The 24,294-nt window shown below is 43.4% G+C and carries 23 protein-coding genes; 12 read left to right on the forward strand and 11 right to left on the reverse strand.

All coding sequences use genetic code 11. From position 1 onward, the window contains the following. Window positions 1-18 precede the first annotated feature (18 nt). Entirely contained in the window at window positions 19-1,296 is a 1,278-nt protein-coding gene (locus ACZ5O6_RS00265) for a M48 family metalloprotease (RefSeq protein ID WP_447092509.1), read from the reverse strand. 118 nt (window positions 1,297-1,414) lie between these two features. Here ACZ5O6_RS00265 and ACZ5O6_RS00270 point away from each other — a divergent pair, with 118 nt between their 5' ends. Both ACZ5O6_RS00270 and yaaA read left to right on the forward strand, forming a co-directional pair. Continuing rightward, window positions 1,415-1,900, forward strand: a complete 486-nt coding sequence (locus ACZ5O6_RS00270) for a DUF4265 domain-containing protein (protein ID WP_447092526.1) — start codon at window positions 1,415-1,417, stop codon at window positions 1,898-1,900. Between the two features lie 55 nt (window positions 1,901-1,955). Further along, window positions 1,956-2,729, forward strand: coding sequence for a peroxide stress protein YaaA (gene yaaA / locus ACZ5O6_RS00275; protein ID WP_447092510.1), 774 nt, complete (start codon window positions 1,956-1,958; stop codon window positions 2,727-2,729). 41 nt (window positions 2,730-2,770) lie between these two features. On the opposite strand, the gene ACZ5O6_RS00280 is transcribed toward yaaA, so the two are convergent. Next, window positions 2,771-3,010: a hypothetical protein gene (locus tag ACZ5O6_RS00280; RefSeq protein ID WP_447092511.1), complete on the reverse strand. Its 240-nt coding sequence runs from the start codon at window positions 3,008-3,010 to the stop codon at window positions 2,771-2,773. A gap of 323 nt (window positions 3,011-3,333) precedes the next feature. Here ACZ5O6_RS00280 and ACZ5O6_RS00285 point away from each other — a divergent pair, with 323 nt between their 5' ends. Continuing rightward, window positions 3,334-4,383: a substrate-binding domain-containing protein gene (locus ACZ5O6_RS00285; protein ID WP_447092527.1), complete on the forward strand. Its 1,050-nt coding sequence runs from the start codon at window positions 3,334-3,336 to the stop codon at window positions 4,381-4,383. A gap of 189 nt (window positions 4,384-4,572) precedes the next feature. Continuing rightward, a complete protein-coding gene (locus ACZ5O6_RS00290) occupies window positions 4,573-5,187 on the forward strand; it encodes a DUF938 domain-containing protein (protein ID WP_447092512.1) in 615 nt (204 codons plus the stop codon). Between the two features lie 230 nt (window positions 5,188-5,417). Here the strand turns inward: ACZ5O6_RS00290 and ACZ5O6_RS00295 are convergent, their stop codons facing one another. The 4 genes from ACZ5O6_RS00295 to ubiA form a co-directional block, all read right to left on the reverse strand. Further along, a complete protein-coding gene (locus ACZ5O6_RS00295; RefSeq protein WP_447092513.1) occupies window positions 5,418-6,638 on the reverse strand; it encodes a GNAT family N-acetyltransferase in 1,221 nt (406 codons plus the stop codon). 52 nt (window positions 6,639-6,690) lie between these two features. Next, on the reverse strand, window positions 6,691-7,986 hold the full coding sequence (gene phoR / locus ACZ5O6_RS00300; RefSeq protein ID WP_447092514.1) for a phosphate regulon sensor histidine kinase PhoR: 1,296 nt from the start codon (window positions 7,984-7,986) through the stop codon (window positions 6,691-6,693). 232 nt (window positions 7,987-8,218) lie between these two features. Next, window positions 8,219-8,920, reverse strand: a complete 702-nt coding sequence (phoB, locus tag ACZ5O6_RS00305; protein WP_447092515.1) for a phosphate regulon transcriptional regulator PhoB — start codon at window positions 8,918-8,920, stop codon at window positions 8,219-8,221. Between the two features lie 103 nt (window positions 8,921-9,023). Then, window positions 9,024-9,893, reverse strand: coding sequence for a 4-hydroxybenzoate octaprenyltransferase (ubiA, locus tag ACZ5O6_RS00310; protein WP_447092516.1), 870 nt, complete (start codon window positions 9,891-9,893; stop codon window positions 9,024-9,026). A 275-nt stretch (window positions 9,894-10,168) separates the two neighbouring features. On the opposite strand from ubiA, the gene ACZ5O6_RS00315 reads away from it, so the two are divergent. Together ACZ5O6_RS00315 and ACZ5O6_RS00320 are read left to right on the forward strand one after the other, a co-directional pair. Next, complete coding sequence (locus ACZ5O6_RS00315; RefSeq protein WP_447092517.1) at window positions 10,169-10,936, forward strand: FKBP-type peptidyl-prolyl cis-trans isomerase; 768 nt, start codon at window positions 10,169-10,171, stop codon at window positions 10,934-10,936. Window positions 10,937-11,080: 144 nt separating this feature from the next. Further along, window positions 11,081-12,232, forward strand: coding sequence for an IS4 family transposase (locus ACZ5O6_RS00320; protein ID WP_447093036.1), 1,152 nt, complete (start codon window positions 11,081-11,083; stop codon window positions 12,230-12,232). Between the two features lie 41 nt (window positions 12,233-12,273). Here the strand turns inward: ACZ5O6_RS00320 and ACZ5O6_RS00325 are convergent, their stop codons facing one another. The 3 genes from ACZ5O6_RS00325 to ACZ5O6_RS00335 form a co-directional block, all read right to left on the reverse strand. Further along, the gene (locus ACZ5O6_RS00325) at window positions 12,274-13,254 is read right to left on the reverse strand and encodes a WD40 repeat domain-containing protein (RefSeq protein ID WP_447092698.1); all 981 of its coding nucleotides are present in this window, start codon (window positions 13,252-13,254) and stop codon (window positions 12,274-12,276) included. A 188-nt stretch (window positions 13,255-13,442) separates the two neighbouring features. Beyond that, window positions 13,443-13,910, reverse strand: coding sequence for a sigma D regulator (rsd, locus tag ACZ5O6_RS00330; RefSeq protein WP_447092697.1), 468 nt, complete (start codon window positions 13,908-13,910; stop codon window positions 13,443-13,445). 262 nt (window positions 13,911-14,172) lie between these two features. Then, window positions 14,173-14,688 (reverse strand): disulfide bond formation protein B, encoded by a 516-nt coding sequence (locus ACZ5O6_RS00335; protein WP_447092696.1) that lies wholly within the window; start codon window positions 14,686-14,688, stop codon window positions 14,173-14,175. A 138-nt stretch (window positions 14,689-14,826) separates the two neighbouring features. Between ACZ5O6_RS00335 and ACZ5O6_RS00340 the strand changes: the two genes are divergently transcribed. Both ACZ5O6_RS00340 and ACZ5O6_RS00345 read left to right on the forward strand, forming a co-directional pair. Beyond that, window positions 14,827-15,270 carry a flagellar basal body-associated FliL family protein gene (locus ACZ5O6_RS00340; RefSeq protein ID WP_447092695.1) on the forward strand — a complete coding sequence of 148 codons (444 nt, stop codon included), beginning with the start codon at window positions 14,827-14,829 and terminating at the stop codon, window positions 15,268-15,270. Between the two features lie 162 nt (window positions 15,271-15,432). Next, window positions 15,433-15,810 carry a response regulator gene (locus tag ACZ5O6_RS00345; protein ID WP_447092694.1) on the forward strand — a complete coding sequence of 126 codons (378 nt, stop codon included), beginning with the start codon at window positions 15,433-15,435 and terminating at the stop codon, window positions 15,808-15,810. Window positions 15,811-15,813: 3 nt separating this feature from the next. Here ACZ5O6_RS00345 and gshA read toward each other — a convergent pair whose 3' ends face one another. Both gshA and ACZ5O6_RS00355 read right to left on the reverse strand, forming a co-directional pair. Continuing rightward, window positions 15,814-17,430 (reverse strand): glutamate--cysteine ligase, encoded by a 1,617-nt coding sequence (gene gshA, locus ACZ5O6_RS00350; protein WP_447092693.1) that lies wholly within the window; start codon window positions 17,428-17,430, stop codon window positions 15,814-15,816. Between the two features lie 153 nt (window positions 17,431-17,583). Beyond that, window positions 17,584-17,943, reverse strand: a complete 360-nt coding sequence (locus tag ACZ5O6_RS00355) for a hypothetical protein (protein WP_447092692.1) — start codon at window positions 17,941-17,943, stop codon at window positions 17,584-17,586. Window positions 17,944-18,424: 481 nt separating this feature from the next. Between ACZ5O6_RS00355 and ACZ5O6_RS00360 the strand changes: the two genes are divergently transcribed. Genes ACZ5O6_RS00360 through gspF form a run of 4 tightly spaced genes read left to right on the forward strand, consistent with a single transcriptional unit; the run spans window position 18,425 to window position 24,130 of the window. Next, a complete protein-coding gene (locus ACZ5O6_RS00360; protein WP_447092691.1) occupies window positions 18,425-19,345 on the forward strand; it encodes a type II secretion system protein N in 921 nt (306 codons plus the stop codon). A gap of 49 nt (window positions 19,346-19,394) precedes the next feature. After that, complete coding sequence (gspD, locus tag ACZ5O6_RS00365) at window positions 19,395-21,377, forward strand: type II secretion system secretin GspD (RefSeq protein ID WP_464283520.1); 1,983 nt, start codon at window positions 19,395-19,397, stop codon at window positions 21,375-21,377. A gap of 2 nt (window positions 21,378-21,379) precedes the next feature. After that, window positions 21,380-22,870, forward strand: a complete 1,491-nt coding sequence (gene gspE / locus ACZ5O6_RS00370) for a type II secretion system ATPase GspE (RefSeq protein ID WP_447092689.1) — start codon at window positions 21,380-21,382, stop codon at window positions 22,868-22,870. Between the two features lie 18 nt (window positions 22,871-22,888). Further along, complete coding sequence (gene gspF / locus ACZ5O6_RS00375) at window positions 22,889-24,130, forward strand: type II secretion system inner membrane protein GspF (RefSeq protein ID WP_447092688.1); 1,242 nt, start codon at window positions 22,889-22,891, stop codon at window positions 24,128-24,130. Window positions 24,131-24,294 lie beyond the last annotated feature (164 nt).

The raw sequence follows: 24,294 nt of genomic DNA on the forward strand, positions 1-24,294 counted from the left end.
CTCTTTTCTAGACGCTATTTACTTATTTAAAGTTTCCAATTTCTCAGCGGCTTTTTGGCCGATATTTCCACCACTTTGTGCGGCGCGTTGATAATAGTTGATCGCACTTTTCTTTTGATTTTTCGATAATGCAATTTCACCTAGATAATAGTTAGCAATACCGGTTTCAAGTAATGAATTGCTCTTAATTAAATCTTTTTCGGCCGCAGAATTATTTTTTAGTTCTTTATTCACTAAGCCACGGTAAAAGTATCCTGCAAAATAATTGGGTTCTAATGAGGCGGCTTTATTCAACGATTTAATAGCCTCTTTTGATTTATCCATCTCGCTCAGTATGCGGCCTTTTGTAATGTGAAAGCGTGCTTCTTTAGGTTGTCTTTTTATCGCCTCTTGCGTAAGTGCTAGCGCCTCTTTCCATGATTTTTCTTTAGCTTTTGTTATCGCCTCTGCATGTTTCTCATAAGCTTTTTTATCTTTGCTAATTTGTTGAATGGCCTTTTTATAAGCCGACTTATTGCGCTTTCCTTTGGGCAAACGAGAAGCGAGAATTTGGTTTTTTTCTACACGTTCGGCAGAAGGAGGGTGGCTGGCAAAAAGTCCATCAACCCAATTACTTTTTGCTCCACTACCTTGTGATAACGTTAAGAAAGTTTGTTGTAGTTCAACCGCTGCTTGCGGGTCATAAGCGGCTTTGACCATATAATTAATACCATAATGATCGGCTTCTAACTCGTGATCCCGACCGTAACGTGCTTGCACAGCGGATGCGCCTAATCCTGCAATTTGGGTATAGGCACTGTTGCCAGAAGCTTGACCAACAATTTGAGTGCCGAGTTGGAGCAACATTCCTTGAGACATCTGACTCGCGCCATGTCGTGCTGCGGCATGAACCACTTCGTGACCTAATACGGCCGCTAGCTGCGCCTCGTCTTCTAGCAAGATTAATAAGCCGCGGTTAATTGCAATCTTTCCACCCGGAAGTGCCCAAGCGTTCGGTACATCATTATTAAGCACAACAAATTCATACGGGAGGTTGGGTTGCCCACTGAAAGACGCCAGTTTTTGGCCAATACCATTAACATAAGTATTGAGCTTGGGGTCTATAGTGTAAGTGCCCCCTTGAGACTGTTGACTGGGCTCGTATTGTTGTTCGCCAATAGCCAGTTCTTGGCTTGTACTCACTAACGACAATTGCCTTTTTCCCGTCACTGGGTTGGTTTCGCAGCCAGTCACCAACGTTAGAGTGATAGTGACGAAAACGGTTGCCTTTATGAGTCGGTGAAGTGAGTTATACATGGAGCACTCTCCTAGTTTTTCTTAGATTATCGTATAATGATGCCGCGTCGCTAGAGAGATCTCAAGCCTTATGACGTTCTCGCTATTTAAAATTACGTATAACGCTATAAAGGTTTTTATAATGACGTCAGCATTACAGGTTATTGAGTTATTCGCAGGCAATGATCCGCAAGGTCAGCCGGTGGTTGAGCGCTTATCGGTTAGGCAAAATGAAGATGATAGCTTTCAACTGGTTAAATCTCCTGCGTTTATTAAAGGTTTGGCGAGTGGAGATGTTGTTAAGCTATTGCCTGATTCTAAAGCCTTCGAGATTAAGCAACATAGCGGTAACTTGTGTATTCGCGTGTATGCCAAAAGCCATTTATCTGAGATGGGTGAGCAGTTAACTCCCGAGTTGGAAAAATTAGGGGGTGAATTAGATACCGAAACAGACCGTTTTCTGATTTACAGCATTCACGTTAGTTGCGGTTTCACCACTATTGAGGCGTTGCTTAACCGTTATGTGAGCGATAAAGGGGGATTGTGGCTGTATGGGAATGTCTACGATCCAGAAGACGGCGTAACACCGCTCAATTGGTGGCATGACATTCTGAAGCCAGAATAAGCACTGGCTCACATAAGCCCAACTAATTACCGCTATCTTTTAAAAGGTTATTATTATGTTATTGGTTATTTCTCCTGCAAAAAAGCTAGATACTGATAGCCCTGCGCACGTCACTAAAAGCACGCAGCCCGTATTATTGGACGATGCTGAGCAGTTAATTCGTGAGCTTAAGCCGTTAGCACCTCAAGATGTATCGGAGTTGATGCATATTAGTGATAAGTTGGGGCTGTTAAATTATGATCGCTATCAACAGTGGCAGCGTCCATTCACCAAGGATAATGCGAAACAAGCCGTATTGAGCTTTAAAGGCGATGTTTATGTAGGTTTGGATGCAGAATCCCTTAACCCTACAGAGTTAACCTTTGCTCAAAAGCATCTTGCTATATTGTCAGGCTTGTATGGTGTGTTGCGCCCTTTAGATTTAATGCAAGCTTACCGCTTAGAAATGGGCACTCGATTTGCTAATAGTCGCGGTAAAGACCTATACACGTTTTGGGGCGATAAAATTGCTGCGCGTTTGAACAAACAGTTGCAAGGGCATGAGAACCAAACGATTATAAATTTAGCCTCTAATGAGTACTTTAAAGCTGTCGATAAATCCACGCTTAAGGCCAATATTATTACGCCTATTTTTAAAGATGAGAAAAATGGTGTTTATAAAATTATTAGTTTTTATGCCAAAAAAGCGAGGGGAATGATGGCTGCTTACGCTATTAAGAATCAACTGGAAGACCCAGAAGCCTTAAAGGGTTTCGATACAGCGGGATATCAATATCAGCCGAGTCAGTCTAGTGATACAGAGTGGGTTTTTACACGCGAAGAGCAATAGTCGATCTTCGCGGTAATGTGAGAAGGTATTGAGCGCGCGTGTTACTGCTGTTGTTCTTGCTGTCTTTGCCACTTACGGTAGTTAATTAACCATTCACGGTAGTCGGCGTAGGCCTCGCTTGCAGGGTCGTTATTTTTTCTCCATTCACGGTATTCTGCAAATGAAGTGGGCTCTTCAGTGTTATAGACAGTGTCGTCTGTGTTTGTGTTCTCCACCTGCTTTGGCTGGCTGCTACAAGCGCTGATCCCTATTGCTAGGCAAACAAAAAAAATAATCTTCACATCTATGTACCTTCAATCTACCGGTGAATTGAATAAGATAAAGCACTGACTGGTAGGAGTTATAGCTCAAAGCTATCAAGTGTTTTCTTTTCATAGTTTTAAAAAAATCAATAGCAAAAGTATATCACCTTAAACCGTGACGGGCATCTGCTCGAAATGCCCACAATGGAATAAGTACAGTATTGTCATATAACTGTCATGTTTCGTGGATATTATTCTCACCGTTAAGCAATTTGAATCATTTAATTATTAATAACATCCTTTAGGGGGTCAATGTGAAAACATTAAAACTAGCAGCAGCGATTGCTGTATCTGCATTAACGATGACAACAATGAATGCATCTGCACGCGACAATATCAGTATTGTTGGTTCATCAACGGTTTACCCATTCGCAACGGTTGTTGCTGAGCGTTTCGGTAAAACTACCCAGTTTAAAACACCAACAATTGAGTCTACTGGTTCAGGCGGCGGCGCAAAACTATTTTGTTCTGGTAATGGTACCTCTCACCCAGATATTACAAATGCATCGCGTCGCATGAAAGTGTCAGAATTCAAAAAATGTCAGGCAAACGGGTCAGACGTTGTTGAAGTACTTATTGGTTTCGACGGTATTGTTGTCGCGAATGCCAAAGGTAAAGCGCCAATGTCATTGACACGTAAAGACCTATTCTTAGCATTAGCGAAAGACGTGCCTAATACCGATGGCTCTGAGACACTGATTCCTAACCCATATAAAACATGGAAAGATGTTAACCCTGCGTTACCGGCTAGCGCGATTGCGGTATTTGGACCTCCTCCTACATCAGGTACGCGCGATGCGTTTGCTGAGCTAGCAATGGAAGGTGGTTGTAAAAAAGTTGACTGGATCAAAGACATTAAGTCACAGTCTAAAAAAGCGAAAAAAGCCGGTGATAAAGCATTAGCTAAGTCACTAAAAAACAAATATAAAGGTATTTGCCACAATGTACGTGAAGACGGCGTTTACATTGAGTCAGGCGAAAATGACAACCTTATCGTACAAAAACTGACTAAAAATCCAGAAGCTTTAGGTATCTTTGGTTTCAGCTTTTTGGAAGAGAATGCATCAAAAGTACAGGCTTCTATCATCGAAGGTAATGCGCCAACGTTTGAAACTATTGCCGACAAAAGCTACCCAATCTCTCGCCCACTATACTTCTACGTTAAGAAAAACCACGTAGGTGTTGTTCCTGGCATCGAAGAGTATATTGCTGAGTTCACTAAAGAAAGCACTTGGGGTCCTGAAGGTTATCTTGCTGAGCGTGGAATGATTCCTCTATCTGATGATTTACGTGCTAAGTATGGTAACAATGCAAAGGGTTTAATTGCATTAACAGAAGCAGACTTCCAATAATTATAATGAGATAAACTTCGCTAGAAAAAAGTAAAGTTTAGCGAAGATACTGCATAGCAAACGGCTTAGTGATTATTCACTAAGCCGTTTTTTTATGGCTAATGGATACACGTTTTATGTTTCTATTTATTACTTTTCCATAAAATCACTTATACTTTTTACTCTTTCATTGAACGAGTAAAAAGTATCATGCTCAAACCTTTTTCCCAAGCGTGCATTAACAATCGTGATTTTATATTAGAGCACTTGCGAGTGCTGCTGAATGATAATGATCTAGTGTTAGAAATTGGTAGTGGTACAGGTCAACATGCCGTGTATTTTTCTCAGAAATTGCCTCATGTGATATGGCAAGCCAGCGACCTTGCAGAAAATCACGAAGGTATTTTGGCATGGATAAATGACGGGGCGACTGAAAATTGCATGCCGCCTTTAGTTGTTAATGTGATGGATGATGTATGGCTACCGAAAAAGTCACCCCAAAAAGTGAATGTTATCTTTACCGCTAATACATTACATATTATGTCGTGGGAATGTGTCACTCATTTTTTCAAAAAAGCCCACTCCGCTTTGCAGCCTAAAGGTTATGTTGTTACCTATGGGCCGTTCAATTATAACGGCGATTATACAAGCGAAAGTAATGAACGCTTCGATCAGTTTTTGAAAGCATCTAATATGGAAAAAGGGATTCGAGACATTGAAAAGCTTAATAAGCTAGCACTTGATCATTATTTACAACCTATAGCCGATCACCCTATGCCAGCCAATAATCGTTTATTAGTTTGGCAGTACCAACCTAATGAATAATATTACTATCCGTTGTGAGTTCTGAGCTAATATTGCCTTCATAGAACAAAAAAGCAGGTTGTTTCTTCAGCAACACGCTGTAAATATATCCTATAAGCTTCGTGGCAGCTTGACCTACATGGAAGTAGGGAATGCAGGTTTTGCAGGAGCAAAAACCTGTCCCTGCTGCCAAGAGTTGCTGAAGAAACAACCTGCTTTTTTGTTCGGAGTTTTAGAGTGCACCACGGATATTACTCTTTTTTAAAGGGTAGATGTTCGGCTGCCGCGAGTAAGTATTGCTGCACTTCTTTTTCTTCTTGCGTTAAAAAGCGTGCGATAGCTTGTGAAAACTCTGTGTGTTCTATCCAGTGAGAAGAGTGTGTTGTGATAGGGGTAAATCCTCGCTGTATTTTATGTTCACCCTGTGCGCCGGGGTCAAATCGAATGAGTTTATGTTTAATCGCGTATTCGATACCTTGATAATAACAGGCTTCAAAATGGAGTCCGTCGTAATCATCAGCGCAACCCCAGTAACGACCATACAATGTTTCGCTATCTTTAAAGCAGAGCGCTGCCGCTACCCAGTCGCTGTTATTTTTATTTTTTTCTTCTCCCATGTTGTCGGACTGGTCAAACGCTTGGATGACAATGATACTTTCACCCATTGCTTTTGCCAGAACAGGAAAAAAAGAAGGGGATAAATAGCCTTGATGTCCGCTACGCTTATAGTACGTAGATTGGTAAAAATGGTGGAATTGTTGCCATTCTTTGAGCGATAGTTGATCGCCGGTTTTTATTGTTAGACTAATACCTTGGTGTACAATTTTTTCACGTTCCTTACGAATATTTTTACGTTTACGTGAAGACATTGTGGACAAAAAATCATTAAAGTCAGAATAATATTTTTTGTCTGTATGATCGTTATTAAACCAATGATATTGATAGCCGACTCGTGCTAGCCATTTTTTATTATTCCATTGCTGACGATTTTTTTCAGTCAAAAATAATATGTGACAAGAAGAAAAGTCCTTCTCATGCGCTTCGTTATGAATGGCGAGCTGTAATTCTTCAATAATTTCAGGTATCGAGTATGCGTCATCAATTCCCCATCGCTTACCTGTAGCGGGGGTAAAAGGAATAGCATTGACTAGTTTAGGGTAATAGTCGAAGCCATGTCGACGATAAGCATCTGCCCATGCCCAATCAAACATATACTCGCCGTAAGAATGCGTTTTGATAAATAATGGCATTACAGCGATTATTTTCTGCGTTGTAGTATCAGATAGCGTGAGATGGTGTGGCTGCCAGCCTGTTTCTGTAGAAGTGCTGCCGCTATTTTCAAGTGCCGAAAAAAATTCGTGCCGCAGAAAAGGGTAGTCGGTACCGCATAAACGATTCCATTCTTCTTCAGCGATGTAATTAATGGATGGGTGAAATTGTGCGTTGTAATTTGAAATGTCAACAGATCTCAATGTTGTGCAAAAGTAATGTTGCGCACGTGTTTTGTGAAAAATAAATCATGCCTTATTCATCAATATGTACACGTTCCTTTGGGAAAATGGCACTGAAAGTACTTCCTTGGTTAATCCGGCTGGCAATATTTAAGCGTGCGTCGTGGCGCGCTAGAATATGCTTTACGATGGCTAAGCCTAAACCTGTGCCGCCGGTTTCTATCGAGCGGCTAGCGTCGACGCGATAAAAACGTTCGGTTAGTCTTTGCAGGTGCTGTCGCTCAATACCATAACCTTTATCGGTAACTTTTACGTCGATACCGCCGACAAAGTTTTTCGTAGCGGTAACAATAATAGGTTGGCCTGCAGGTGAATATTTTACGGCATTAATGACAAGGTTCGAGAAGGCACTGTGTAGCTCTTTTTCACAGCCATCAATTGACCACTCTGGAGGGCAGTCCAAGGTGATGCTCACGTCTTGTTGATGATGTATCGTTTTCGCTTCATCAACAATCATGTGTAATAGTGGTCGCAGTGCTACGGGTGCTTGCTGCTTACTAATTTCTTCGGTTTCTAGCTTAGATAGCATGGTTAAATCATTAATCAGCGTTTTCATGCGTGATGCTTGTTGCTGCATTTGCTGTACAGGCTTTTTCCAAGGATCACTGTCTTTTTGTGTATCACTTAGTGTTTCTAAATAACCTAATATTACGGTTAACGGTGTGCGTAGTTCATGAGAAACGTTAGCGACAAAATCTTTACGCATTTGCTCAAGTTTATACAGCCTAGAGGCGTCACGAACTATGAGTAACCCTTCGCCTTCGCCAAAATGATTAAGGCGAAATTCCAAACGTTGCTCTTCGTTATTAGATGCGGGGAGGACTAAGGGTTCGTCATGATCGCCATGGTAGAGATAGTTGACAAAAACAGGGTGGCGGATGAAATTGGTAATAGGGCTGCCTATATCGACACTGCGCAAGTTGAGTAAGCGACGAGACGATTTGTTAAGCCAGCCGATCGTATGATCAGGGTTCAGGAGCACTACAGCATCAGTGAGTGCACCGGTCATGGTTTCAACACGGTGAATAACCGCTTTTAAGCGCCTTTTTTCTTTGAGCTGTCGTTTTTTGTCTCTACGTAGGTGGTCAAAAATATCACCCCATATACTATCGGCGTCCGGTATTGTTGATAGTTTATTGTTTTGTAGCCAGTGATTTAACTTTTTAATTTGGCGTAAATGCCATATTAGGTAGAGCAGTGTCACCATAAATAATGATAATAGTAATTCGCCACTGACCAAGCCAATCACTAAGCCTGTTAGCCCTAAAAAGAACAAGCGTTGTATTTCAGCAGAGAAGTTATTGTGCAAAATGGCAGTCTCTTAAAATGGTGGGTCTTCGTGTGAGCGTCTATTATTATTTTTTGAGCGCACGGTAGACTACGCCCATCGAATGGGTGCCAAGGTGGGTGGCATTGAATCGAAGGCAATCTATCATGTTATGGTTCGCGCTATAACACATTATTTGACTTCGGCAGTATAACTGAGACGGTCTTTAAATGATAAGCGCGCCCCCCATTTTTTACTTGCGTTGGAGATAAAATTAGCCGTTGGCAGCCAGCTTTGCTGAAAACCGATAGCCTGCGCCGCGTACCGTTTGAATGAAGCGATCATGACTGGTTAGCGCTTTCCGTAAACGACGAATGTGTACATCAACGGTGCGCTCTTCCACATACACATTACCACCCCACACGTGGTCGAGCAGTTGGCCGCGTGTATAGACTCTATCTTGATGTGTTAAGAAAAACTCTAATAAGCGATACTCTGTTGGCCCCATTTGTAGTGGCTCATTATGAATAGTGACCACATGTCCTACAGGATCCATGCGTAAGCCCTCAATCTCTATCGGGTCTACAGCACTTGCGGCTTCTGTACGGCGCAATACGGCTTTAAGCCTAGCCACTAACTCTCTTGGGGAAAAAGGTTTGGTAATGTAGTCATCAGCGCCGACCTCTAAACCCTGAATCTTATTATCCTCTTCCCCTTTTGCGGTCAGCATGATGATGGGAATACTTGCCGTCAGCTCATCCTTTTTTAAGCGTCGAGCTAAATCAATGCCACTGGTGCCGGGTAACATCCAATCGAGTAAGATCAGACTAGGCTTTTTGTCGATAATCAGTGTATGCGCACTCTGCGTATCCGCTGCTTCTAGGCATTGGTAATCTGCCATTTCTAATGCGACGCGTAACATATCGCGAATGGCGGATTCGTCATCAACAATGAGTATGGTTTTGTTCTGGCTCATAATCTGTCTATGTGGGTCGTTATCAGAGGCTATCATTAAATATAGCGTATGTTACGTTTTTATGACAGTGAGGCTCTTAAGGGCACGGTAAGTGAATATGTAGTTAAATTGTCGCGAAATGTAGCAATATGCCGATAAAAATTGCAGCTCCGACCCATTGGCTGTGTAAAAATGCGCGAAGGCAGGCGTCCGGTTGACGGTGTCTAATTATCCACTGTTCGTAAGCTATTAGTCCGATGGCGCCGATAACTCCCGCATAATAGCCCAGATTTAAGTCAAATCGTTGCCCGACCATTAGCCAGCCGACGACGGCTAAGGCTTGGATGCTGGCAGTAATGAGTCGATCATTATCTTCAAATAATATAGCGGTTGATTTAACACCAATTTTTTTGTCATATTCTCTGTCGGCCATAGCGTAAAAAGTATCGTAAGCGACAGTCCATAATACATTGGCGGTGTATAACAGCCATAAGCCTGAGTGCAGAGTTTCCGTTTGTGCAGCGAACGCCATGGGAATACTCATGGAAAATGCCATCCCCAGTACGACTTGCGGTAAGTGGGTAAATCGCTTCATAAACGGATAAGCAAAAGCTAAAAAGACCGCCGCTATTGCAAGATAGATAGTAAGGCTATTTGTGAATAGCACCGCAATAAATGCGATAGCAGTAATGCTAGCCAGTAAATAGCAGGCAGATTTTATGCTTACGGCGCCACTGACAAGGGGGCGATCGGCTGTTCTTTTTACGTGACCATCGACACGGCGATCAGCAATATCATTAATGACGCAGCCCGCAGCGCGCATAGCAATAACGCCAATGGTGAAGATACATAAGATATCCCAATCGGGCATACCCTCTGCTGCTAGCCATAGCGCCCAATAAGTCGGCCAAAGTAACAATAGAATGCCAATGGGACGATGAAATCGCATCAATTCCCAGTAGGGTCTAATAGAAGAAAGAGAAAAAGGGTTCATAAGCGAAGATCACTGACAATGCATTAGGTGCTCAAAACGTATTAATAGCTAGTAGTGTATCAAGTATGGATAAACGTTTATCGTTTAATTTAACCAGATAGCGAACGGGCTGTACGAAACGGATAGGTTTTGGATATTCAAATGCAGTGGTTTCATATACTATTGCTGACATTCGTAAGCCTTAAGTGCGTAACGCGCTTGATTTTTGAGGTTTGGGCACTACGTTAACGAGTCAACCATTTCATTTACATTGATAAAATAAAAAAGGAATCACCATGAAATTATATCGTTTCGCTGCGGTTACTGCTGCTACTTTGGTTTTAGCCGCTTGCGGTGCCGATAAAGCACCTGAAGAAGCTCCGGCGACTGACACTGCAGCGACAGAAGAAGCGTCGCCATTAAGCACGCTAGATCAGCGTTTAAGTTATATTGTTGGCGAAAATATGGCTCGTCAGTTCTCTAGTGATGGCATTACGCTAGATACAGATACATTGGCTTTAGCGGTTGCAGATGTTGCTGCTGGCAGTGAGTCTCGTCTATCTGAAGAAGACAAGCGTAATACCATTCAAGAAATTCAAACTCGCGCTCAGGAAAAACAAAAAGCAGAGAATGATGCTTTGGCGGCAGCCAATAAAGAAGCGGGCGCTGCTTACCTTGCTGCAAACGCGACTAAAGAAGGTGTTGTGACCACAGCGAGTGGCTTGCAGTATAAAGAAGTCACTGCGGGTGATGGAGAGACACCGACAGAGAATGATACCGTGACCGTAAACTATAAAGGCACATTGGTTGATGGCACCGTATTTGACAGCTCTTATGATCGCGGTCAGCCTGCAACCTTCCCTGTCAGTGGTGTTATCCCGGGTTGGATTGAAGCACTACAGTTGATGAATGTCGGCGATAAGTTTGAATTAGCGATTCCTTCTGACCTAGCTTATGGCCCTGGTGGCACCGGTCCAGTTATTGGTCCAAATGCGACGTTAATCTTTGAAGTTGAATTGTTAGAAATTCAGCGTGCTGAAGTGCAGGAAGAAGCCGCTCAATAAATTGCACGTTTGAATGGTAAAAAAACAAAAAAGCCCTCTTATGGAGCACTACTGTCCCACAGTTTGATCTAGATAAGAAAGCCTGAACCTCACTTGTTATAATGATTCTGCGAAGAAAACATTACTAACAAAGGGGTTCAGGCTTTGTCACATCATAACACCGCATTTCATCAGTTACTAAAACCATTATCTAGACATGAATTTGAAGGGCTTGCTAAAAAGCATCATGTAGGGCAAAAATTAAGGTCGGCCACTCGCTGGGATCAGTTTATTGGTATGGCGATGTCGCAGCTATCTGGCCGCCAAAGCCTACGAGATATTCAATCTAATTTAGAATCTCAACAGGATAAGCTGTATCACTTGGGTGCAAAACCCGTTTCAAAATCAACGCTATCTCGATTAAATGCCAATCAACCTGCAGAACTCTACGAAGCACTTTTTTATAAACTACTGAATCGCTGTAAAAACCAATCCGGCCAGCACAAATTCCGTTTCAAAAATCCATTGTATTCACTGGATGCAAGTGCGATTGATCTCTCACTAAAACTGTTTCCTTGGGCAGCTCATCGAGATGATACCGCTAATGTAAAACTCAGCGTGGGCTTGAACCATGGAACACTGATGCCTGAGTTTGTCGCACTGAGTGATGGCAACGAAAATGATATGGTTAAAGGTAGAGAATTCACCTTTCCAAAAGGAAGCATTGTTGCTTTTGATAAGGGGTATGTGGACTACCAATGGTTTGGAAGTCTTACACAGCAAGGTGTATCGTTCGTAACGCGCCTACGATCTAAAGCCGTTTACCGCGTGTTAGAGCGCAGAGAAGTCAACAAAAAGAAAGGCGTTTCAAGTGATCAAGTTATTCAGCTGAGCAGTGCTCACGCCATCAAACGCGGTGCGCCTACGCTACGACGGATAGGCTACCGAGACAAAAATAGCGGTAAGTTCTATACGTTTTTAACCAACAATTTAATACTGGCGGCGAGTACGATTGCTGCCATTTACAAAGACCGCTGGCAAGTCGAATTATTCTTCAAAGCGATTAAGCAAAACTTACAAATCAAAGCGTTTTTAGGCTTATCAAAAAACGCCATATTGACACAAATTTGGATAGCAATGATTACCTATTTACTACTCGCTTTTGCTCGGCATTCAGCAAAGAAAGGGTGGACAGTGCAGCGCATTCTTCGGGTGATCCAACTCAATTTATTTGAACGAAAAGCCTTGAGAGAGATACTTGATCCAAGTCCTCCTCCTAAACAAAAAGACCAACCTCAAATGAGGTTGGTCTTATGATTTCAAACTGTGGGACAGTAGTGCTCTTATGGAGGGCTTTTTTAATGGGTGCTCCTTAATGTAAGCCTATGGAGAAATCCATCCGATGACGCCGCATAGAAAATCCCTGGTTGAACATCAAAGGCAACATCAAGTGCCGGTGCAGACGTTGGTTGCCACTGGTTTTTTCGGGGTAACACCCACTGATCAATCACCTGCAATGTTGTCGTCTCTCTTAATTCAACGGTACGGTTAGAGTATGCGATCAGCAATTGTTGGTTGTCAGAGCGAAAACTCGCTGCTGTAATCTGTAGACCTAAACTGAGTTGCTGCTTTTTCATCGGAATCTCGCCGATGGACTCTTGTATTCTTGTATCCCATAACTCGGCTGTATCGTATTGCGCTACGCTTAATACGTAGCGTGCGTCATCACTCAATGCGACAAACTGTACTTCTTCCTCATGGTTGATCGTTAATAGTTTTGTTCCGCTTGCTGCGTCCCACAGTACACTGGTTTTATCTTCTGATCCGGTAATGAGTTTTGTTTGATCAGTACTTGCGGCGACGCTATAAACTTTACCGCTGTGGTGGAAGGTGCGAATAATCCCACCATTAAAAGCATCAAAAATAACCGCTGTTTGATCAGCCAGTGCTAGTGCAACATATCGCCCATTTTCCATGAGCGCTAAGTCGGTAATTTTCGCCGGAGATGTCCAAAATCTCAGTGCCTCTCCAGTATTGGTGTCCCAAAGCACCAGCGTTGATTCATCAGCAGTAATCGCTCGTGGGCTATTACTGGCAATATCGGCAAATAAAATAATACTTTTTTCTTCGTCTGTTGTGTGATTCCAATTAAATAGGCGCTCTTCATCGCTTAAACGCCAGAAACTGCCCCCTTGAAATATAGATCCTGCAACTACCGACTGGGCGCGAGGATGAATGGCTGCGCTGTGCAGGCCTTTGCTGGCAAGCGTTATCGATGACTCTGGAAGGTGTTTTTCAGTACAGGCGCTGACGAGTACCAAAATACCAGCCGCAAACATGTACTTAAGGCGCTGATTAAATGACAGAGAGATAAACGAACGGTGAAGCCGATAGATAGTGTTGCCCTCACTGAGTTAATATGGGTTCACTATAAGCGTAGTCGATTTTTAGTAGAGTTCGAGGTGTGTAGATAGCTTTTGCTGGTACACACCTCGTTGGAAAAGATAATGTTGTGTTTAAATAACGATTAAGCAACAAGGTCTTTATGAGACGTGTGTAGTACTTCGATCATTTGATCTTCTGCACTAAATCGTGGCTCGAGCTTTTGGCCGATGCTGGATAGATCACTAGCGAGCTCACTTAAATCATCGGTTTCTTGGTACTTGTCGTTAAAGTCGATGAGTGACTCAGTGGTGCTGTCGATAACTTCGTATAAAGCAGCGGCTTGTTTAAGCGCATCTTTATCGCCAAAATCTTGCCCTTCTTTGATTAATTGATCGTACACTTCAAAGTGCCCAGCAGAGACATAATCAACCAAAATTTGGCAAAACCGTTTTACTTGTTCTTGATGAGAGACATTATCTTCATCAAATGTATTGATACCCGATAATTCACAATAGGAAACCAATAATTGCTGCCGCTCGTGTAGCCATTTATCAATAATATCGTTTACTCCGCCCCAGCGTTCTTTGGCGGATCGGCAATTCTCTAACATGGTCTAACTCCTAAACTGCTTATTATGAGAGGTTGAGCCCTTGGCATGAAAGCCATTTTGCCTCGCTTAAAGGCGCCTACTTTTGGTGTCTGAAGACAAAATCTTCTTTCGCGCAAAGGCCTCAGGTTATTCTATAGACTGCGATGCATGGTTTGCGGCAGTCGATATACTATCGGTACGTTTTTGTTATGCGTAACTGATAACATTAGTTTAAAAATAGAAGAGCTTTGCGGTATTTGCAAGTGCAGCGAGACTAAAAAATTTATGCTGCCTTCTTAACCGCTATCCATAAAATAAGTGCGTTGGTTATTAATAAACCAGCAAAGGCAACCAGTGTCCACCCAGGAATGGTTAATCCTAACAGCGACCATACGCTTTCTGCGCAGTTGCCATCCCCTTGAAGCAGTACAGTAAATGCTTCAATAAAGGGTACGTTCTCTAATAAATAGCCTAGCGTTGGGCCGCAAGCGGGTGCTAAATCTTCAGGCAGGTTTTGTAGCCAGATGTGCCGCATCGAAAACCCTGAGCCCACCGCCGCCAATAACATGCCGAGAATAGGGTAAACCTTATTGCTGATCGATGTTTTGCTCAGCCATGCGACTAAGGCAACTAGGCCGACGGCAATAATGAAGACGCGTTGGGTCATGCATAAGGCGCACGGTATTAGCTCCATTTGATATTGCATATAAAGCGCTATGGCAATGAGTAAACAGCAGCCAGTCCATAATAATAAATAGTAGAGGCGTTGGGTGGATGGAGCAAAAAGCGGATGTGACACGAATAAATCCTTAGAATAAATAATAATAAAACGAGAGATTACGCGCTTAATTAGATACTGGCAAATTTTTCAGGCCATCTATACTTAATAGGTGAATTGAAATAGGAATACACCTTGATGCTCCATAAAAATTGTTCAATGTTAAGCGTTTTATTACTCGTTTTGAGTTTGTTTTTTGTTATGCCTGCTTGGTCTGCAGATGATGACGCGGCAGAAGACGCGACGGATGAATCTACAGAAGGGACGCCGGGAGTGCTGGTTAGACCGATCTATGTTCCTGTGAAGCCGGCCTTTGTTGTTAATTATGGGGGAGAAGGTAAGTTACAGTATATGAAGGTAGAAATATCATTGCGGGTTGCAGATGTGAGTGCTGCTAATGCGGTGCGACATCATATGCCTTTAGTCAGAGATAGCTTGGTCACACTGTTTAGTCGTCAAACAAATGAAAATATTGACATGCCCGATGGTCGAGAGCGTTTGCGGCTTGATGCGTTAAAAATAGTGCAGCAGGTTGTTGAAGAGGAGGATGGCGAGCAGGGAGTTATCAATTTGTATTTCAGTCACTTTGTTGTGCAAAAGTAAAGTAATGCTGATCTTGGCGGTATTTTGAAAGTAAGCAATGGAAAGGTAAGACTGGTTAGAGGTAATATGCGTATAAAATAAATATCTAAATGGATGGGCGGTAAGCCTATTTGAGTGCTTAAGGTAAACATAAAGCACCGATAGTAGTACAGGCAGAGATGTATGAGTGAATTAGTTAATATTCTATTAGTCGAAGATAGCGAAGCAGATCGCTATCTATTTCAAGAAATGTTAGCCGAAAGTGGCAATAAGGTATCCATTACTAGTGCAAGTAATGGCGAAGAAGCTAGAGACTTATTGTTGTCAGCGAAGGTGGCGCCCGATGTCATTTTTCTTGATATTAATATGCCCCGAATGAATGGCCATGAGTTTTTAGCCTCTAGCGAATCACTTCTAAGAGAGTCCAATACTGCTGTTTATATGCTTTCTTCTTCCGGACAGAGTAGCGATAAAGAGCAAACAGCCGCCTACCCCTTTGTGAAGGGCTATCTACAAAAACCTTGTCCACCCGAGACCCTAAATTCTATCTTACGCCTATAATAACTATGGCGTATACGCTGGCTTGTTGCATTCATACTGTGAATAATAATCTTCTAAATATTGGTCAAAGCTGATGTTGTCACTGTTTTCTATGTCTCGTTGCTTAGTAAGCGATAACTGAGCAAGATCGCTGAGGTGAGCTTGCTTTTTAGGTGCTAGCGGATATGTCGTAAAATGGTGTTGATGTTGTGTTGCAAGATCGGCGGCGAAGCGATAAAAGGTCTTATTTTCTTGCGACATTGTATCCAACACCCTTGCTGAGGGTGTCAGGCGGTCATCCCGTAATTTTTCCCATTCGTCTTGCAGGCTGTCGTTGTGTTTCTGCTCTCCGGTTGCCTCGCTTAACACGTTGCTTACCAATTGTATGTCTTGCATGAGCGAATCGGCCCATTCTCGCATAGGGCGCTCTTTCATATTACCGGAAGCCTCTCGATCGAGTAACTTGAGTTCAGGATCTCGCCCGTTATAAACCATTCTTTTTTGGTTCTCTTGAATCGCATCATGTTCATGTTCATCTGACGGTGCGCTGTCAGATAGCAGGCAGTACAGCAAGAACGTATCCAAGAAACGCATGTTAGATTCGTTGATCCCTAGGGGTTCAAATGGGTTGAGGTCTAAGCAGCGAACCTCAATGTACTCAACACCACCATTTGCGAGAGCTGATAGCGCTGTTTCCCCGCGTTGGGCAGTACGTTTTGGGCGAATAACACTATAAAATTCGTTTTCAATTTGCAGTAAATTGGCATTGAGCTGTTGATAGCAGCCATTGCTGTCTTTGGTGCCGATAGACTCGTAACCAGCATGTGTATGGGTAATCGCACTACACAGTGTTTTGATATAGCTCTCTAAGCAGTTGTAAGTAATAACTAACGATTCTTGAGCGCTACTCTGGTAGCCTAAATCGCCCATGCGCAGTGATGTCGCATAGGGCATGTGCAGGCTATGTTGATCCTCACCAAAAGGGACGAGTTGATGCTCTCGGCCGCTGACGAAGCTTTTACAAACGCCCGGTGAAGCGCCAAATAGGTAGAGTAATAGCCAAAAATAGCGTCGAAAATTGCGAATCAGGTGGAAATACCCTTGGGTTTTAAAATCTTCGATAGAGAGCGCGCTTTTTTCCTTTTTATGTAAGAAGTCCCACAATTCTTCCGATACTGAAAAGTTGTAGTGTAAGCCTGCAATGGTTTGCATGGAACGTCCGTAACGATGACCGAGCCCCATTCGATAAGCCGATTTCATCTTTCCACTATTCGATGAACCATACTGAGCAATAGGGATGTCTTCATCTCGCCCTAGCATACAAGGCATGCTGGTAGGCCATAGTCGTTCGCCATTAAGATTTTGACAGGTATAGGCGTGTAGCTCGGTTAATTGTTGTAAAACGCCGGATGCGCTGGCAGAAGGATCGGTAATAAACTCAAGCAGGGCTTCACTGTAATCCGTTGTGATGTGGGGGTGTGTTAGCGCTGAGCCGAGAGCAGGTGGGTGTTGGCTAGAAGCTAATGTGCCGTTAGGTTTGATGCGCAAACTTTCTTTTTCTAATCCCCGAACAATATCCGCGATACCCGCTTGATTGGGTGCATTCGATAACGCACGTAAAATATTCGTTAAATGTGTCAAAAGTCACTCCTAAACACTCGCAAGGCGAAATGCTGTTAATTTGGTGGGGATTATATTATTGAGCTCTAAAAGCAATTTCCCGTGTAGATACCGATCATTACGTATCTTGGATGACATGCTGACTTGTTTTTAGCGAGTCAGCTGCTCGGATCTTTACGTTGCATCTGTGTGATGCGTACTTTCTGTTGCTGCTATTTCTACGTTACTGTCAGGGTTTTCATCGGTATTTGGCGCGATGAATACGGGTATCGGCGTAGGCATATCATCAGTGGGGATAATAGGTAAGCCTTTTGGGTTAGAGGGATAAGTAAGAATGCTAATACGGAGTTCAACATTTTGAGATCCGCTTTCAAACATCATGTTAATGGCTTCATCTTTATGTGTTGTCCGGAAGACTTTGTTAAGTTCTGTTCCATCGCCCCATGTATAAGCGGTCTTGTTGGTTTTATCAGTATTTGCCTTTTGTAAAAAATGGCCTTGTTGGTTTTGTAAAACATATAGCGTGGTACTCATATGAGTGCTTAACTCCCCAAAATATCTTAATGAGACCTTTGCACGAAAGCCATTTCACTCTCATGCGTCGTTTACCCCACAAGAGGGTACCGAGGGAAATCGGTCATTTATCATGCACAAACTACCTCTCTCCGTGCATTTTTGCCCAAAATCATCTTCCGTGCAAAAGTCCCTTGATGCTTTTCTTTAATGCCGTTGTTGCGACAGAAGTCGCCTTTTTCGTATCTCTTTAACTATTGAGTTTGGTGCAAAAGTAATGGCTCATTTTACCCCAATTACTTTATTGGTTAAGTAGTTTATCAACTTCTTGAAGAGAAACCGCCTGCCTAATGAGACTTAGTTCAGATATTTACCATTCATTATTGAGGCATGTGCACTTAAGCGCTGATATGAGCAGTCTACATCGTAGATAAGTGATAGAATCAAAAATCATATAGTGGTAAAAATGTATCACTAGAAGCTTAATTAGTAAAAGAATAATATGGTAATAAAGAAAGGATATAGCGCGGTTTCTATTCCCTCTGGGTGTTTAGGTGAAGTGTCATTGTCGTTACTTGCCCCTGTGTGTGTTTGCTTATTGTTGGTGATGTGGTCAGGGCACTCGGTGATGCAAGTTATCGACGTTACTAATACACACTTAGAGGCGGAATCTGTTGTGGATGTTCAGCCCCCTTCGTCATCGCCCCTTCGTCGCCAGCCCCTCGACATTAATACGCTGGCGGCTATTCCTTTATTTGGCGAAGTGGAAAAAAATATAGTGACCGAAACCGCTCCCATTGAAAAAGAAGAGCCCGTAGAGGAAACAAAGCTTAACCTTATTTTAAAGGGCTTATTTACTGCAGGTGAAGATAGTGGTGGGCAGGCTATAGTTGCTAACGGCCGCGATGAGCAGCTGTATCAAGTGGGTGATGCCATCGAAGGTTTGTCCAATGTGAGTTTGTCTGCGGTTTTGGTTGATAGTATTCGCTTAAAAAATCGCGGTAAGACCGAAGTACTTTATTTATATCCCGAAGGCGAGCGAACACAGCGCAGTTCAAGTGATAACGATGCGGCAGCTTATGTTCCTGATACGTTGGATGAACAAGCGGTTCAGAGCGAGCTTGTGAACGATAGTAATGCAACCAAGCTCAGCGAGATCATCCGTGTAGTACGGGAGCGCAATAAAGAAACCGGTGATATGATTGGCTTTCGAGTGCTTCCGGGCCGTAATAGAGGCGCTTTTGATAAGTCAGGGTTGTTAGCAAACGATGTGATCACCTCGATTGACGGTGAAAAGCTTAATGACTTGCGCTCGGCAATGAATGTGTACCGCAATAAACGAGATGTGTCGCAAGTATCATTGATGGTTAATCGTGATGGTAGTGAAATAAGTCTCGATATTGATCTTAGCTCATTGCCTTAACTCGGTCAGCTGTTCGCTGAACGATTTTGAATTTTTAATGGAAGTATCTGTGAATATTGTTACCTATTGTTTACCTCTTGTTAAATGTCAGCTTGCCGCAATTCATTCACGCCTGTCTTATGGTTTCGTGGTGATGTTATTGTCTGCTTTTATGATTGCCACGACGCCGCTATCGGTTAGTGCGCAAGCAGAAGAAGAAAAAAAGTGGCAAATCAACTTTAAAGACTCTGATATCCAAGAGGTGATTAAATTTGTCGCTGATATTACAGGTAAGACAGTCATTATTGATCCTCGCGTTAAAGGTAAGGTGAAAGTTATTTCGGCCAACCCTTTATCGGAAAAAGAACTATATGATTTATTTTTATCGGTACTTGAAACGCAGGGTTTTACTGCGATTGAGGTTGGGAATATTGTCCGTGTTATTCCGCGTAAAGATGCCCGCACATCGGCTGTTCCTGTAGTGAATCAACCAAACTTTGGTACCGATGCTTATATTACCCAGGTTATTCAACTCTATAATGTGTCAGCCTCAAAAGTGTTACCGGTATTACGGCCATTAGCGCCACAGCATGCTCACCTTGCGGCTTATGAGCCTAGTAATGCGATTATCGTGTCGGATACAGTCGCTAATATTGCGCGTTTAAAGGATATTATTGAACGTATTGACCGGGCAGGCGTAGCCGAAACGGATGTAATTCCTTTGGAGTATGCGCAAGCAGCCGAATTGGCAACCATTCTTCAGCAACTTAGTAAAAGCGAGCAGGATTCCCCCAAAAATACACAGGCAGTGATTGTTGCGGATCAGCGCAGTAACAGTATTCTCGTTACGGGCGATCAGGTGCGTCGTAATAAGGTTCGAGAACTAGTGGCGCGCCTTGATGTTTCACAACCGCAGTCGGGTAATGTTCGCGTGATTTATTTGGAATATGCAGATGCTGAAGAAGTGGCTACTGTTTTGGCAAAAGTAGTGTCAAGTATTTCGAAGTTGGAGCCGGACGGTTCTAAGGGCGTAAGACCATCCGCAGAAAATGCTTCTGTTGAAGCGGATCCAGCGACCAACTCATTGCTGATTACAGCGGATGCCGACACCATGGAGTCACTTATTACTGTCATTGAGCGTCTAGATATTCGACGAGCGCAAGTGCTTGTAGAAGCTATCATTGTCGAAGTTAATGACGAGCTAACACGCAACTTAGGTGTTGAGTGGGCAGCTTATCGTCAGGGCAAAGGTTTCATTGCTTCCCAAAATGCTAATTTGAGCACGGTGATTACTGGAATTGAGTCAACTACTGTAGCTGATATTCCTAGTGTTACGGGGCAAGCCATTGGCTTTCTGGGTAACAATGGAGGTGTCGATTTTTCGACCTTAATAAACTTTTTTCAAAGTAATACCGATGCGAACGTACTATCCACACCGAGTTTGTTAACGACAGATAACAATGAAGCAGAAATCTCTATTGGCCAAAATGTTCCTTTTGTTACTGGCTCATTTACTACTACAACGGGTGATGCTACCAATCCATTTCAAACTATTCAGCGTGAAGATGTTGGTATCTCTCTCAAAGTGACGCCACAAATAAACGAAGGTGATACGGTTATATTAGAAATTGAGCAAGAGGTTTCCAGTATTTCTGGCTCATCACAAGCGTCGGATGTTATTACTAATGAACGTAAAATATCTACCAAAGTTATCGCACAAGATGGTGAAACTATTATCTTGGGTGGGCTTATAAGTGATGATATTCAACAAACGGAAAATAAGGTGCCTTTATTAGGAGATATTCCTTTATTAGGTGGTCTGTTTAGAAATGATGCGACGACCATGACTAAGAGAAATTTAATGGTTTTTTTGCGAGCCGCTATATTGCGCGATAACGAAGCAATGGCGGGGGCAACGGGCGAAAAATATCGCTATATTCGAGATCAACAGATACAGGCTAAAGGAGAGGCCAGTTATTTGCTAGACAAAAATATTTTGCCACTTCTCCCCGTATGGGATGATGTGAAGCCTAGCGGTTTATCGGAGCAATAATCGTGGATGTGGTGGTGGACAGAGCGGTAAACGAGAGCGAGTGCCAACCGCAAAGCCTGCCTTATCGGTTTGCTGAAGAGCATGGGGTGATGTTGGAAGATAACATACTCTATTGCTATCGAGAGTTAGCACTATCGGTACTTGTCGAGCTGCAGCGTGTGCTAGGTGCGTCGCTAACTATTGAAATGATTGATGAGGCAGTCTTTAAAAAACGCCTTACACAACACTATCAAACAACCGATGGCGCAGCGCAACGTGCAGCGGATGACTTAGATGCAGAAATGGATTTGGGGCAACTGGCTAACGACCTGCAGCAACAAACAGACTTATTGGCCGGTAATGATGACGCGCCAGTTATTCGTTTAATTAATGCGATTTTGTCGGAAGCTGTTAAAGAAAAAGTATCTGATATTCATATTGAACCCTACGAAGATCGCGTAGCGATTCGTTTCCGTGTCGATGGTGTTCTCAATGAAATGCTCTCGCCTAAGCCCGAATTAGCGTCGGTGCTAGTGTCGCGCTTAAAAGTTATGGCAAAGCTCGATATTGCGGAAAAACGCCTACCGCAAGATGGCCGTATTTCGGTTCGTTTAGCGGGACATGTCATCGATATTCGTATGTCGACAATCCCTTCTGCTTATGGTGAGCGTGTTGTGTTGCGTTTGTTGGATCAAGCCTCGGGGCAGCTACAATTGACGCAGCTAGCCATGCCGCAGAAAGTGCATAATACGTTTGATGAAAGTCTAGGTCGTCCACACGGCATTATTCTTGTTACTGGCCCTACAGGGTCGGGTAAAACCACGACGCTATATGCCGGTTTGACCCATATCAACGACCGCAGTCGTAATATTCTGACGATTGAAGACCCGGTTGAGTATTTACTTCCTGGTATTGGCCAAACACAAGTGAATACCAAAGTTGATATGACGTTTGCGCGAGGTTTGCGTGCCATTCTTCGTCAAGATCCTGATGTGGTTATGATCGGTGAAATTCGAGATCAAGAAACCGCGTCTATTGCGGTTCAGGCCAGTTTAACAGGGCATTTAGTCTTATCGACACTGCATACCAATACGGCGATTGGTGCGATTACACGTTTGAAAGATATGGGGGTTGAACCCTTTTTATTAGCGTCTAGTTTAGAAATGGTGATGGCGCAGCGCTTGGTTCGTAAGCTCTGTCAGCATTGCCGAGTCGAGCATGTGCCCACAACAGCCGAGTGTGAACGCTTGTTGATACAGCCTGATGACGTGATTTATCAAGCCCGCGGTTGTAGTGAGTGCAAACAAACAGGTTACCGTGGTCGAACCGCTATTTATGAGATTATTCCTGTCGATAGCCAATTGCGTCAGCTTATCCATGAAGGCGCTGGCGAACAGACTATGTTGGCGCATGTGCGGCAAACGTCTCCATCATTAATTGATGATGGGCGTCGCCGTATTTTAGCCGGTGAAACCAGCTTAGAAGAAGTATTGAGGGTGACGGCCGTTAGTTAGCGCTAACGAATCTATATTATGGGTGCATTTCGTTATCAAGCCATTAATCGCAGCGGTAAGCTCGTTAAGGGAACGCAAGAAGGCGATACCGAACGCCAAGTGCGTTCACAATTACGCCAGCAGCAGCTTAAGCCCGTTAGTGTTGAAAAGATAGCCGCAGACAAGCTGTCATTTGAGCAACAGGCGGGCAATGGCTCACGGGTTGCAAAAGGTAAAACTTTTTCGGCGCGCTTAAATGTAAAAGATCTTTCCTTGTTTACTCGTCAGTTGGCTTCCTTAGTGCAATCGGGTATGCCATTGGCTGAATCATTGCAAGCGGTGGCGAAACAAAGCAGAAAAGATGCGATTAAAAACGTTGTGTTACAAGTGCGCTCGCGAGTATTAGAGGGTTTAAGTCTTGCTCAAGCACTGGGTGATTATCCTCGCATCTTCGATAATATGTATCGCGCGATGGTGAATGCGGGTGAGCAGGCGGGTTTTTTAGGGCCGGTGTTAGAGCGTTTATCTGAATATGCCGAAACCAGTCACGCCGCGCGACAGCAGTTAAAATCGGCGATGGTATACCCGATTATTTTGGTGATGGTGTGCATCGCTATCGTGATCGCATTAATGGTATTTGTTGTGCCTAAAATTACTAGTGTTTTTACGCGTGCAAAACAAGAGCTGCCTTGGCCAACAGAGGTACTTATCGCCACCAGCAACTTCTTACACAGCTATGGCCTTTATTGCTTGGTCGCACTTGTGTTACTTGGGGTCGCAACTCGCTTGTGGCTACAGCGGCCAGCTAATATGCGACAGTGGCACCGTTTGTTATTGCGCTTGCCGATTGTCGGGCATATCAGCGTGCAAGCCGATACCGCTCGTTTTGCGAGTACGCTCAGTATGCTGATAAACAGTGGTGTGCCACTGCTGAATAGTTTACGCATCAGTAGCCAAACCATGGGCAATGACATATTGCGCGAGAAAGCCGAGCAAGCAGCGGTTATTGTCGAAGGTGGTACTAGCTTGCATCGCGCACTCGATAAAACCGAAATTTTCCCACCGCTCATGGTACAAATGGCTTCTAGTGGTGAAGCTAACGGCACGCTAGCGGAACAGTTAGATTATTCGGCGAAAAGCCAGCAGCGAGATCTGGATCTGCAGCTATCGACTGCGCTCAGTGTGATTGAGCCAGTGACCATTGTCATTATGGGAAGTGTAATCGGGTTTATTATGGTGGCGGTTATTATTCCGATTATTAATATGAGCGACTTAGCTTAAGTTTAGCGGTGGCGTATTTTAAAGCTTCGAACAGAAAAGCAGGTGATTTCTTCAGCAACACGCTGTCAATATATCCTATAAGCTTCGTGGCAGCGTCCTTGCTGCCGAGAGTTGCTGAAGAAATCACCTGCTTTTCTGTTCTATGAGCGTAATTTAGCTCAGAA

Source organism: Eionea flava, from assembly GCF_055393785.1.

Excerpts from the sequence above, each read along its gene's own strand:
- ubiA (WP_447092516.1), bottom strand. The coding sequence starts at position 9,893 with ATGAACCCTTTTTCTCTTTCTTCTATTAGACCCTACTGGGAATTGATG.
- ACZ5O6_RS00345 (WP_447092694.1), top strand. The coding sequence starts at position 15,433 with ATGAGTGAATTAGTTAATATTCTATTAGTCGAAGATAGCGAAGCAGAT.
- phoB (WP_447092515.1), bottom strand. The coding sequence starts at position 8,920 with ATGAGCCAGAACAAAACCATACTCATTGTTGATGACGAATCCGCCATT.
- ACZ5O6_RS00265 (WP_447092509.1), bottom strand. The coding sequence starts at position 1,296 with ATGTATAACTCACTTCACCGACTCATAAAGGCAACCGTTTTCGTCACT.
- ACZ5O6_RS00355 (WP_447092692.1), bottom strand. The coding sequence starts at position 17,943 with ATGAGTACCACGCTATATGTTTTACAAAACCAACAAGGCCATTTTTTA.
- yaaA (WP_447092510.1), top strand. The coding sequence starts at position 1,956 with ATGTTATTGGTTATTTCTCCTGCAAAAAAGCTAGATACTGATAGCCCT.
- ACZ5O6_RS00315 (WP_447092517.1), top strand. The coding sequence starts at position 10,169 with ATGAAATTATATCGTTTCGCTGCGGTTACTGCTGCTACTTTGGTTTTA.
- rsd (WP_447092697.1), bottom strand. The coding sequence starts at position 13,910 with ATGTTAGAGAATTGCCGATCCGCCAAAGAACGCTGGGGCGGAGTAAAC.
- ACZ5O6_RS00360 (WP_447092691.1), top strand. The coding sequence starts at position 18,425 with ATGGTAATAAAGAAAGGATATAGCGCGGTTTCTATTCCCTCTGGGTGT.
- ACZ5O6_RS00325 (WP_447092698.1), bottom strand. The coding sequence starts at position 13,254 with ATGTTTGCGGCTGGTATTTTGGTACTCGTCAGCGCCTGTACTGAAAAA.
- gspF (WP_447092688.1), top strand. The coding sequence starts at position 22,889 with ATGGGTGCATTTCGTTATCAAGCCATTAATCGCAGCGGTAAGCTCGTT.
- ACZ5O6_RS00285 (WP_447092527.1), top strand. The coding sequence starts at position 3,334 with ATGACAACAATGAATGCATCTGCACGCGACAATATCAGTATTGTTGGT.
- ACZ5O6_RS00290 (WP_447092512.1), top strand. The coding sequence starts at position 4,573 with ATGCTCAAACCTTTTTCCCAAGCGTGCATTAACAATCGTGATTTTATA.
- ACZ5O6_RS00340 (WP_447092695.1), top strand. The coding sequence starts at position 14,827 with ATGTTAAGCGTTTTATTACTCGTTTTGAGTTTGTTTTTTGTTATGCCT.